The following is an 11,253-nucleotide window of genomic DNA, read 5'->3' as shown; positions in this document are numbered from 1 at the left end:
CCGCGCCCCCTCGGCCTCCGGCCCTCCGGAGGCTGTGAGGGCACGGACGTGGCGAGTTCTGGCTCTTGAAGTGCCGTTGGCCTGTGCCACTGGGGCCCAGCTCTTGGTCACACGGCGGTGACGTGCGGGGTGCCCCGGGGCAGCCGGGTGAATGGCTTGCTGCGCTCCGAGGGCACGGCTTTGAGTTTCGTGGTGAGGGCTTCGGGGCCTTCGCGGAAGTGATGCCAGCCTTCGTAGTGGACCGGATGGACTGTCGTGGGACGGATGGTTTCGCACAGGGCGAGCGCGTCGGCGGCCGTCATTGAGTAGCGGACGGGTCCGGTGAGGGGGAACTGGACGCCGCCCAGGTGGAGCAGGACGGTGCCGGGGCGCAGGGCGGCGGCGGTCTTGCGCAGGGCGCCGTACAGGACCGTGTCTCCGGTGGTCCATAGCGGTCCGTGATGCTGGCCGGGCCAGGCGAGGGCGAACCCGATGACCTGCCCGGCAATGGGGCGGCTGAGGGGCGGACCGTGCCGGCGGTGACGGTGATGGGCGGCCGGTAATGCGCCTGCAACCTTTGGCGCGCTGACCCTGTTCGCCACGCGCGGCACGGGCATGCGCATCTGGCGCACCCCGCGGCATGCCCGGTTCGACTCGATGAACACTGTCTCGATCATCACGCAGAGCCAGGGGAGGGGCGTTTTCACCTGGAACGGCCATCAGCAGCACGTGGGGCCCGACGCCCTGGCTCTGGCACACAAGACCGCCGGCTACGAGTACGCGTGGTCCGGGGCCGGACTGTCGGTGGCGTTCATGGTCGACACCGAACGTCTCGGCCTGCCGGAACACCTGGTACGGACCGCGATACCGCTCCTGGAGCACAGCCCTGTCGCACCGCTGCTGCTGCATCACATACGGAGCCCGCACCGCCGCGCCGACCAGCTCAGCGCCGACCTCGGCGCCGAGGCGCTCGGCTCCGCCACCTTGGAACTCACCCGCGCCCTCATCGTCTCGGTGGCCGCCGGCAAACGCACCCGGCGGTCGGTCGCCGAAGACACCCTCCTGATCCGTGTCCTCGCCTACATCCGCGCCCATCTGACCGACCCCGGGCTCACCCCCCACAGCATCGCCGTGGCCCACAACATCTCCGTACGAACCCTCTATCGGCTGTGTGAGCAAGGGGGCCTCAGCCTGGAGAAGTGGATCATCCGCCGACGCCTGGAGGGCACCCGCCGCGACTTGACCACGCCCGAGCACGCCCGCCGCACCATCGAGGCCATCGCCCGATCCTGGGGCTTCACCAACCCCGCCCACTTCTCCCGCCGCTTTCACCAGACGTACGGCGTCACGCCCCGCCAGTGGCGCCGCCTCCACCACAACACGACACCCTTCTCGCCCCCGGACGAGCCCTGACGATCACGGCGAAGCCGGATGAGCCTCCGCGGCTTAGACGTGCCCGGCTGACCAGGGTGCGCGGACCTGTTGACTCCGAGTCGCCGCTGCACAGGACGGCGCGCAGGTGAGTGCGGAGCAGTACCGGCTGGGGTCCCGTGCAGGCGGTTGGGCGAGGATGACCGAGCGACGTCCGTGTCCGCCGGGGCCGTTGGAGGAGTACGCGGCGGCAACCTTCTCGTCCTCTGCGGCAACTGGGAACCGGAAGGCCGAGTCGCACTACTGGATGGACGGGCATGAGGGCATCGAAGCGCGCCGCGCCGCAACCGTGGCGCAGGCGCGGACCGGTTGTGGCGCCGTCGTGCAGCGGGGCGTCGCGCAGCCGACCGGCGTCCGGTTCGGCCGGCGCTGACCGGTCCGCCGGTCAGTTTTCACCGCCCGGCAACCGAGCGGCGACCGCCGTTCGAATCCCGGGCCGGGGACTGTTAGGCTGCGCCCTCGTTGTTGTTTAATGCGCAACTAACGCGCACATCATGGCAAGGAGAGGGCGACCGGGGGATGGTCCTCGATGACGCGTCCGCGGAGTTCCACGAATTCTTCGAACGCCACTATGCCGAACTCGCCCGTCTGGCACACCTGCTGACCGGCGAGACCGACGCCGCGGACGACCTCGCGGCGGATGCCCTGGTCGCCCTGTGGCAGCGCTGGGACCGGTTGCGCCAGGCCGATCACCCGCTCGCCTACGCCCGTGGTGTGGTGACCAACCTGGCGCGGGGGCGGATCCGCAGCACGGTGCGGGAGCGACGCCGGATCACGCTGTTCTGGTCCCGAATTCCCGAGACGGTGGAGGGGCCTGACACGGCGGCCGTGCTGGACGTCCGGGCGGCGCTCGCCCGGCTGCCGTTCCGCAAGCGTGCCTGCGTGGTGCTGCGGCACGCCCTGGACCTGTCGGAGAAGGACACGGCGGCAGCACTGGGCATATCGGTCGGAACGGTGAAGAGCCAGACCTCGAAGGGAATGGCCGAGCTGGAAAAGCTACTGGGCGCACACGCGGCCGGGAACCTGGTGCCAGGAAGGAGGAACCGGTGAACGAGGACATCGACCGTCGGCTGCGCGAGGCCGCCGAGGCGCACCGGCCCGACCGCGCGCGGATGCTGGCCCGGGTGGAACGCGGCATGGCCGGCCCCGCGGTCCGGCACCGCGCGCGACCGTTCGCGAGGTCTGGGACCCGAGTCGCCCTCGCCGGGCTCGCCGCCACCGGCATCCTGACGACCGGCGGTCTCGCCGTCGCCGCCATCGTCGCGACCCCGTCGCCGTCGCCCACCGTGACCACACCTGCCACCCCGTCCCCGACCGTCAGCTCCCCGCACCCGACATCGGCCCGCCCCACCCCTGTCGCGCCGCCCCCGGCCACCAACCCGGGCAGCTCGCGCCCGACTCCGCCGGCCACCAGTCCCTCGCCGACCGGCGGCGAGAACCAGGACGGTCCGCTGTGGTCGGCCGGCTCGCTGGATGCCACGAGCACCGTCTACTGGACGCAGACCAACCTCGCTCTCAAGACGACCCAGCCGCTCACCTCGCTCACGGTCGAGATCCGGATCGTGCAGACCGGTGGGGCGAAGAACACCGGCACCTGGCAGACCCTGCCGAACGGTGACTTCACCGTCACCGTGCAGGAGGCCGGCGGCGCGCTGGTCTACCGCTGGGTCCTCAAACCGGGCCTGACCGTGCCGGCAGGGAGCCATGAGTTCGCCGCGCAGTTCAACAACGGCCCCGGCGTGCGCAGTGCCGCGGGCGACGGCTACCGCGTCGACGCACAGGGCTCGGGCGGCTCCGCGTCGGTCCGGGGAGGGTTCGTCCCGACCCGGTGAAAGCCGCTGTGCGGCAGGGCGACGGCGGCGGCCGCCAAAGTGCTGCCTGCGATCGCGGCAACCTTTGTGTGCGGGGCGGCAACTGACAGGCATCCGGGTCTGGTTCAAGGCCCGCTGTGCCAGAAGGACATACCGTTGTCAGATCAGAACCGCTCTCATCGCCGCCGTCCGGCAGCCCGCCGCGTGATCGCCGCCGCGGCGGTTCTCGCCGCCGCGGGTGCCGCCGTACCACTGGTCGCCCTGGCCGCACGCACGCCGGAGGCCGCCGCACCGGCCACGGCCGCCGACGCGGCGGCCGGCAGTGGCCGTTACTTCGGCACGGCAGTGGCCGCGGGCAAGCTCGGCGACTCCACGTACTCCGCCCTTCTCGACCGGGAATTCAAGATGGTCACCCCGGAGAACGAGATGAAGTGGGACGCCACCGAACCCTCCCGCGGGTCGTTCACCTTCGGGCCGGCCGACCGGATCGTCGACCACGCCTCCGCGCACGGCCAGCGCCTGCGCGGCCACACCCTGGTGTGGCACTCCCAACTGCCCGGCTGGGTCAAGTCCATCACCGACGCGGGCACCCTGCGCACCGTGATGAAGAACCACATCACCAACGTGATGGCCCACTACAAGGGCAAGATCTACGCCTGGGACGTGGTCAACGAGGCGTTCGCCGACGGCGGCAGCGGCCGGCACCGCAGCTCCGTGTTCCAGGACGTGCTGGGCGACGGCTTCATCGAGGAGGCCTTCCGCACCGCCCGGACCGCCGACCCCTCCGCCAAGCTCTGCTACAACGACTACAACATCGAGAACTGGTCCGACGCCAAGACCCAGGGCGTCTACAAGATGGTCAAGGACTTCAAGTCCCGCGGTGTGCCCATCGACTGCGTCGGCCTCCAGAGCCACTTCGGAACCAGTGGCCCGCCGGCCAGCTTCCAGACCACCCTGTCCAACTTCGCCGCGCTCGGCGTGGACGTCCAGATCACCGAGCTCGACATCGCCCAGGCGTCCGCCACCGCCTACACCAAGGCCGTCCAGGCGTGCATGAACGTCGCTCGCTGCACAGGCATCACGGTGTGGGGCATCCGCGACAGCGACTCCTGGCGCACCGGTGAGAACGCCTTGCTGTTCGACGCGGGCGGCAACAAGAAGCCCGCCTACGACTCGGTGCGCAGCGCCCTGGGCAGCACCGGCGGCGGTGGCACGCAGGCCGGGGGCATCACCTCCGGCACCGTCTACACGCTCTCCAACGCGGCCGCCGGACGCGTTCTCGACGAGCCCGCGGGACAGAACGACAACGGCACCCCGCTCCAGGTATGGGACGCCAGCGGTGCCTCCAACCAGCAGTGGCGGGCGGCCCGCAACAGCGACGGCTCCTACACGCTGACCAACATCGCCAGCGGCCGGGTGCTGGACGAGCCGGCCAACCGAACGGCCAACGGGACGAGGACGACGGTCTGGGACGCCAACGGCGGCGCCCACCAGCGCTGGAAAGCCCATCGCAACAGCGACGGCTCCTACACGCTGACCAACGTCGCCAGCGGCCGGGCGCTGGAGATCCCCGGCGGGCGGACCGCCAACGGCACTCCCGTGCAGATCTGGGACACCAACGGCGGCGGCGCCAACCAACGCTGGACCTTCCAGCCGACCGCGGTGCCGAAGAGCGACACGTGTGCACTTCCGTCGACCTACCGGTGGACCTCGACGGGCGCGCTGGCTCAGCCGGCGAACGGGTGGGCCTCCCTGAAGGACTTCACCACCGCGACCTACAACGGCAAGCACCTGGTCTACGGGTCGAACTACTCGGGATCGTCCTACGGCTCGATGGCGTTCAGCCCCTTCACGAACTGGTCGGACATGGCGTCGGCCCGCCAGACCGGCATGAGCCAGAAGGCGGTGGCGCCCACGCTGTTCTACTTCGCGCCCAAGAAGATCTGGGTGCTGGCCTACCAGTGGGGTCCGTCGCCCTTCAGCTACCGCACCTCCAGCGACCCCACCGACCCGGGCGGCTGGTCCGCGCCGCAGCCGCTGTTCACCGGCAGCATCCCCCGCACAGACTCTCCCACCGGCCCGATCGACCAGACCCTGATCGCCGACGACAAGAACATCCACCTTTTCTTCGCCGGTGACAACGGCAAGATCTACAAGTCGACCATGCCGATCGGGAACTTCCCCGGCAGCTTCGGCTCGTCCTACACGACCGTCATGAGCGACCCGGTCAAGAACCTCTTCGAGGCACCGCAGGTCTACAAGGTCCAGGGCCAGAACCAGTACCTGATGATCGTCGAGGCTCGCGGGGCGAACGAGCGGCGCTACTTCCGCTCCTTCACCGCCACCAGCCTGAACGGTCCGTGGACCCCGCAGGCCGCCACCGAGTCCAACCCCTTCGCCGGCAAGGCCAACAGCGGCGCCACCTGGACGAACGACATCAGCCACGGCGACCTGATCCGCACCAACCCCGACCAGACCATGACCATCGACCCCTGCAACCTGCAGTTCCTCTACCAGGGCAAGTCCCCCAACATCCCGCCGAACACCTCCTACGACAACCTGCCGTACCGCCCCGGCATCCTCACCCTGAAGCGCTGACCCTCAGCCCGCCGAAGACGACGAAAGGCGCCCTCATCGAAGAGATGGGGGCACCTTTCGTCGTGCCGCACAAGGCGGCGACCAGGTGAGGTGCCCGGTCGGTACCGGCGGCGTGTCAAACGGCCGAGCGGAGCGAAGGGGTCGGGGGTTTCGTGATCCGCCTGGGGCCTCCCGCTTGTGCCAACTTCCCGTCTCGGCGGGTTCGCCGTCGAGCCTGTCTCGCGTCACGATCAGCTGTTCCTGGGCCTGTCGAGCGTCCCTGATCCGCGTCAGCCCCGCGGGCGCAGGTATCCGCTGGCCGCGGTGATCGCCGTGGCAATGTGCGTGGTCCTGGCCGGCGCCAAGGGCTTCACCGCGATCGGCCAATGGGCCACGGAGCCGACCGCGGCCACCCTGACGGTCCTGGGCCGCATGACCGCCTGTTCGTAGCCCCCGCAAGAACGCAACTCCATGAGGCACCCACCCGCGATCATCCGACGCAGCGCGCCGCCGGAGAGCGACCCGGCACCACGACCTGATAGCGGGCGGCGACCTGCGCGGGAACTGCAGATCGCCCCGACCACCCACTACGCCGTTCGCGGTCGGCCATTCGTCGAGATCGTGGCGAGCCGCCGCACACGTGACCCCACGACGACGTCAGGCCGCGGCCTTGCCCATACGGATCCTCCCGGCTCATCCACCTCAGCCTCGCCGAGATCCGACGGCTGATCACCCGCCTCACCGACCGCCGCCCCCCGGTCGACCACATCCTGCACTGGTCCCACCGGCGCCGGCGACGCCCGCTCCAGGCCCGCATCAGCCACTACGAACGACGCGGCTACAGCCCCTGAAAACCGCCCAGCACTCAGCACAAGCTCCGTTGCAGTACCTGGCGTTCTTCGGCTCGTGACTTTTCCGGCTTGTGAATTTCGTGAGAAGTATTGACGCCGGTGGCCGGATCTTTATGATCCACTTGATCGATACTTCGATCTATGTTCGAAATCGCGAACATGAGCGAAGTTGTGCCGCACCACCATTCGCACAGCCTCCGAGGGGCCGGCAGAGCCGCGCACTCAGAAAAACGAGGTCCCCATGCACAGACTCAGCTTCAGCCGCAGACGTCCGTCCGCGGTGCTCGCCGCCGCGACCGCGACCCTGGTCTCGATGGCGGCGCTGCTGGTCGCCAGTCCGACCGCCCAGGCGGCCAGCAGTGGCGCCCTGCGCGGCGTCGGCTCCAACCGGTGTCTCGACGTGCCGGGCGCCAGTCAGACCAATGGCACCAGCACCCAGATCTGGGACTGCTGGGGCGGGAACAACCAGCAGTGGACGCTGACGGACAGCAACCAGCTGAGTGTGTACGGCAACAAGTGTCTGGACGTCCCTGGCCACGCCACCACGTCCGGAACCCGGCCGGTGATCTGGGACTGCAACGGCGCTACGAACCAGCAGTGGCGGGTGAACGCCGACGGCACGGTCGTCGGCGTGGAGTCAGGGCTGTGCCTGAGCGTCGTGGGTGCCGGTACCGCCAACGGCACTGCGGTGGAGATCGCGACGTGCAACGGCGGCAGCAACCAGAAGTGGTCCGGCCTGTCCGCGTCGGGCACCACGTGTTCTCTGCCGTCGACGTACCGGTGGTCCTCGACCGCCGCGCTGGCGCAGCCGGCTAACGGGTGGTCCGCGCTGAAGGACTTCACCACCGTGACGTACAACGGCAAGCACCTGGTCTACGGGACGTACTCCGACGGCAGCAACTGGCGCTCGATGGGCTTCGGTGCCTTCACGAACTGGTCGGACATGGCGACGGCCCCCCAAACCGGTATGAGCCAGGGCGCGGTGGCGCCCACGCTGTTCTACTTCGCGCCCAAGAACATCTGGGTGATGGCCTCCCAGTGGGCCGGCGGCTGGCCCTTCAACTACCGCACGTCGACCGACCCCACCAACCCCAACAGCTGGTCCGCGCCGCAGCCGCTGTTCACCGGCACCCTGCCCAGCACCGATAACTCCGGCACCGGCCCGATCGACCAGACGCTGATCGCCGACGACCAGAACATGTACCTGTTCTTCGCCGGTGACAACGGCAAGATCTACAAGGCGAGCATGCCGATCGGGAACTTCCCCGGCAACTTCGGCTCGTCGTACACGACGGTCCTGAGCGACACCGTGGACAGAGTGTTCGAGGCGCCGGAGGTCTACAAGGTCCAGGGCCAGAACCAGTACCTCATGATCGTCGAGGCGCGGGGCGCGAACGGCCGCTACTTCCGCTCGTACACCGCCTCCAGCCTGAACGGTCCGTGGACCGTCCAGGCCGGCAGCGAGAGCAGCCCCTTCGCGGGCAAGGCCAACAGTGGTGCCACCTGGACCAACGACATCAGCCACGGTGACCTGGTCCGCAACAACCCCGACCAGACCAAGACCATCGACCCCTGCAACCTGCAGTTCCTCTACCAAGGCAGGGGCGCCACCGCGAGCGGCACCGACTACTTGAAGTGGCCGTACCGGCCAGGTGTCCTCACCCTGCAGCGCTGACCCGCCCGACACGCACAACCCAGTGACTCCCCAGCCGCACGTCGGCTGGGGAGTCACAAGCAGCCCTGACGCAAGGCTGTGCCAGCAGAGAACAACCTCAGTTTCCCTATCTGATGTGGTGGTGCCGACCGTGACGGACAAGCAGCAGCAAGGTGGCTGATGTCGGTGGGGGGTTCGCCTTCCGCTCTGAGGGGGGCGAAAGGCTCCGCTACCTCCGCACGCAGCACTTCGCACTTCCCATGTCGGAGCCGCCGTTCTGTGGTCGCGACCGACTCGGATTCAGCCGATAGTCCGCAACCGGGATGCGATCTCGAGCCCATGGCCGCCCGAACAAGCCCGGGGCCATCCGTCCGGCGCTACCGTGTTGGTACGCGTCGTCCCGATGGAGGTCCTCGATGAGCGACCAGCCGGCCCCCGCCACCCGGCAGCCGTTGGATGCCGAGACCGCCGACGCCGTGCGCGCGGTCGCGGCGCAAGCCCGCGCCCGGGCCGACCAGTTCGCCGCCGTCCTCGAGGACATCGCCACCAACGGCCTGCCCGACCCCGAACAGTGCACCCCGTGGGAAGACTTGCGCGAGCAGCATCTGGCCCGGCTCGCCGGCCAGCCTCCGGCCGTCGCCTGATGCCCCCTCATCACCGCGGCCGCCGCGCCAGAATCACTTTCTCCGACGCGGCCGCCAAGCAGCTGGAGGCCATCACCTCCGAGACCGAGCTGCACGCGCTCGACCGCGCCCTGGTCGTCATCAGCGTCGACCCCGACATCGGCGACCCACTCCCCGCGACCACCGACGCACCAGCCTTGCGCCAATACACCGACGACGTCGAAGCCGTCCGGGTCCTGTACTTCGTGACCGCGCTGCGCACCGTGGTCGTCGTGGCCTACATCGAGATCTGACCAGGGTTGGCGCGCCTGGCCTGCTGCGCGCCAGACGTGACGAATTCCTTGTCGGGGAGGAGATCTGGCGCGAGGCCACGCTGCACACGGCGTCTTCGGCGCGGGACCACTCCGTGGCCCGGTAGAGGCCACCTCTGGCGTCCGAGGGCTGTCGGCCGGCCGGAGGCGTGAACGGGTCCAACCAGTGCGGTGTGTACCTTCGACGGCTCGCGGTGTCGACCGTTTGCCCTGCGACGCCGGTCCTGGTGACCGTGGGGTGGTCAGGCCGGTCATCGCGGCGCGGCCTGCGGTGACGGAGGTGCCGTGTCCGCGCGGGCGAGGCCAGATGTGCGATGCGGGTTTCCCTACTTTTGCGGCATTCGGGGGATTGCTGAGGAGCGGTGCAACCGGGCCCGCCCGCCCAGCGACTTCAACGGGCAGACAAACACGCCAAGCAAGGGAGATCCGCGGTGAACGCATACAGCGACACACTCGTCCCGGCGCAGGACGTCTGGCCGATCTGCGACCCGTACGCCCCCGCTGCGCTGGACCCCGATGCGGGCCGGACCAGCGTCCGTGAGGGCGGCGACTACCTGCTGCCGCCCCCCGACCCGGCTCAGCGCCTGAACATCCCCCTCGGCCCCGTCGACCAGCGCCGACTGGACCTGTGTGCCGCACTCACCATCCGCGGCATCGCGCCGTTTCCCGGCGACCAGCACGCCCTGGACGCCATCAGTTCCCTCGGCGACGCGGTGACCGCCGCCGTCCTGCGCTGGGTGGCCCATCCCACCGCATTTGCCCCTGTGTCGTCATCAGCATGAGGTCCCAGAATGCGCCGACGAGTGCGTCGCATGCCGCTTCGCCGTCGGTGTGGCCCGGGGCGGCTAGGTAGCTGGATGAGGGTGCGGGATACGCCAGGGCGAGTGGCCGCTGCGCTTCTCATCCGACGAGCACATGGCCCCGATCGAGGGAGGCCCGCTCACTCGATTCGGTACCCTCGGCGTGCGCGGGCGTACCACTGGCGTACCCCGTCGCGTTGCAGCGGCATGGACAGCACCTCTACCACGACGGGGCGTCTCCTGGGCCGTGCGGAGCGCCCCTGGGTATACGCCGGCCTCGCTGGTCCGCACGGGATGCACCCGCCGATCTACGCCGCCCTGGCCGTCGAATGGCAGGCCAGGGGGCGGACCGTGCCGGGCCGGCCGGATCAGCGGTGGGCGGCCCTCACCGCTCCGCCCGTGAGCGGGCGGCAGGCGAGCGTGAACTCCGGGTCAGGCGTGGGGCGGTGGGACCGTGTGGCCGTAATGCCGCCCGGCGCCGAACCGGCCGGCTGAGCGTCACTCCTGGATATGGGCGGGTCATCCCGGCCGTCCGCGGGGGCCGGGCTGCCCAGCCGACGCGATGCGCGACGGCTGCTGCGGCCCCGGACCGCGGGCGGCCGTGAGGCGGAGTCGATCAGGGCGTTAAGTGTCTCGGTCGCCTGCAGCAGGGCCAGTTCCACGGCGGCGGGAGCGTACAGGATGCCGCTGCCGTCCGGCGGAACCAGCCAGCGCAGAGACCCGGTGGCCCGCTGGGGCGCCGGCGCGGCGATCCAGGCGCCCTGGCCGGCGTAGCGGAGCCCGGAGCCGACCCAGAGGCTGGCCGGGTCGGGAGGCAGGAAGAAACCCACCCGGTGGGCGCTGAAGTCGGCCAGCGTGGGGCCGGGTTCCTGCCGAGGGGTACGCAGCAGGACGTCCAAGGTGAGCAGGCCGAGTTCCTCGGGCACGCTCAGCACGTCCCAGAACCGGCCGCAGGCCAGGACCGCGGTGCCTACCTCGCCGTGCCACTGCCGTTTGCACTCTCGCGGGTCGGTTGCGGCGGCGGCGAGCCATTCCGCTCCCTGCCTGGCGTCGGTTCTCATGGCGCGCTCTCCTTCGCGAGGGGATGGCGTACAGCCCGCCCTGGGTCGAGGGCGGGTCGCAAAAATGTGCGAGATTCCGACGGTCTAGTCGGATTCGGCGGGTTCATGTTGGTCGACATTTCTGTGTGGCGGAAGGGGTGGCGCACCGTGGCGCT

At 69.7% G+C, this 11,253-nt stretch carries 11 protein-coding genes; 9 read left to right on the top strand and 2 right to left on the bottom strand.

Annotated features, from left to right (window positions below; genetic code table 11):
- Positions 1-107: 107 nt before the first annotated feature.
- Entirely contained in the window at positions 108-656 is a 549-nt protein-coding gene (locus ACZ56U_RS32485; RefSeq protein ID WP_469087493.1) for a hypothetical protein, read from the bottom strand.
- Here ACZ56U_RS32485 and ACZ56U_RS32480 point away from each other — a divergent pair.
- The 9 genes from ACZ56U_RS32480 (at position 637) to ACZ56U_RS32440 (ending at position 10,019) form a co-directional block, all read left to right on the top strand.
- Positions 637-1,392, top strand: a complete 756-nt coding sequence (locus tag ACZ56U_RS32480) for a helix-turn-helix domain-containing protein (protein ID WP_469087492.1) — start codon at positions 637-639, stop codon at positions 1,390-1,392. The genes ACZ56U_RS32485 and ACZ56U_RS32480 overlap by 20 nt on opposite strands.
- Before the next feature lie 537 nt (positions 1,393-1,929).
- Positions 1,930-2,460, top strand: coding sequence for a SigE family RNA polymerase sigma factor (locus tag ACZ56U_RS32475; protein WP_469087491.1), 531 nt, complete (start codon positions 1,930-1,932; stop codon positions 2,458-2,460).
- On the top strand, positions 2,457-3,242 hold the full coding sequence (locus ACZ56U_RS32470; protein WP_469087490.1) for a hypothetical protein: 786 nt from the start codon (positions 2,457-2,459) through the stop codon (positions 3,240-3,242). Before ACZ56U_RS32475 ends, ACZ56U_RS32470 begins: the two co-directional genes overlap by 4 nt.
- 135 nt (positions 3,243-3,377) lie before the next feature.
- Positions 3,378-5,819 (top strand): non-reducing end alpha-L-arabinofuranosidase family hydrolase, encoded by a 2,442-nt coding sequence (locus ACZ56U_RS32465; protein ID WP_469087489.1) that lies wholly within the window; start codon positions 3,378-3,380, stop codon positions 5,817-5,819.
- A gap of 177 nt (positions 5,820-5,996) precedes the next feature.
- Entirely contained in the window at positions 5,997-6,248 is a 252-nt protein-coding gene (locus ACZ56U_RS32460; RefSeq protein WP_469087488.1) for a transposase family protein, read from the top strand.
- Between the two features lie 642 nt (positions 6,249-6,890).
- The gene (locus tag ACZ56U_RS32455; RefSeq protein ID WP_469087487.1) at positions 6,891-8,324 is read left to right on the top strand and encodes a non-reducing end alpha-L-arabinofuranosidase family hydrolase; all 1,434 of its coding nucleotides are present in this window, start codon (positions 6,891-6,893) and stop codon (positions 8,322-8,324) included.
- Between the two features lie 395 nt (positions 8,325-8,719).
- Positions 8,720-8,947: a hypothetical protein gene (locus ACZ56U_RS32450; protein ID WP_469087486.1), complete on the top strand. Its 228-nt coding sequence runs from the start codon at positions 8,720-8,722 to the stop codon at positions 8,945-8,947.
- Positions 8,947-9,219: a hypothetical protein gene (locus ACZ56U_RS32445; RefSeq protein WP_469087485.1), complete on the top strand. Its 273-nt coding sequence runs from the start codon at positions 8,947-8,949 to the stop codon at positions 9,217-9,219. The genes ACZ56U_RS32450 and ACZ56U_RS32445 overlap by 1 nt, the downstream gene beginning before the upstream one ends.
- 449 nt (positions 9,220-9,668) lie before the next feature.
- Entirely contained in the window at positions 9,669-10,019 is a 351-nt protein-coding gene (locus ACZ56U_RS32440) for a hypothetical protein (protein WP_469087484.1), read from the top strand.
- Between the two features lie 386 nt (positions 10,020-10,405).
- On the opposite strand, the gene ACZ56U_RS32435 is transcribed toward ACZ56U_RS32440, so the two are convergent.
- Complete coding sequence (locus tag ACZ56U_RS32435; protein WP_469087483.1) at positions 10,406-11,098, bottom strand: hypothetical protein; 693 nt, start codon at positions 11,096-11,098, stop codon at positions 10,406-10,408.
- Positions 11,099-11,253: the final 155 nt, after the last annotated feature.

It is taken from the genome of Streptomyces sp. NPDC034103 (genome assembly GCF_055575395.1).
Note: the sequence above shows the minus strand (reverse complement) of the source record. Positions and strands in the feature narration are given on the sequence as shown.

Excerpts from the sequence above, each read along its gene's own strand:
- ACZ56U_RS32480 (WP_469087492.1), top strand. The coding sequence starts at position 637 with ATGAACACTGTCTCGATCATCACGCAGAGCCAGGGGAGGGGCGTTTTC.
- ACZ56U_RS32485 (WP_469087493.1), bottom strand. The coding sequence starts at position 656 with ATGATCGAGACAGTGTTCATCGAGTCGAACCGGGCATGCCGCGGGGTG.
- ACZ56U_RS32475 (WP_469087491.1), top strand. The coding sequence starts at position 1,930 with ATGGTCCTCGATGACGCGTCCGCGGAGTTCCACGAATTCTTCGAACGC.
- ACZ56U_RS32455 (WP_469087487.1), top strand. The coding sequence starts at position 6,891 with ATGCACAGACTCAGCTTCAGCCGCAGACGTCCGTCCGCGGTGCTCGCC.
- ACZ56U_RS32450 (WP_469087486.1), top strand. The coding sequence starts at position 8,720 with ATGAGCGACCAGCCGGCCCCCGCCACCCGGCAGCCGTTGGATGCCGAG.
- ACZ56U_RS32445 (WP_469087485.1), top strand. The coding sequence starts at position 8,947 with ATGCCCCCTCATCACCGCGGCCGCCGCGCCAGAATCACTTTCTCCGAC.
- ACZ56U_RS32435 (WP_469087483.1), bottom strand. The coding sequence starts at position 11,098 with ATGAGAACCGACGCCAGGCAGGGAGCGGAATGGCTCGCCGCCGCCGCA.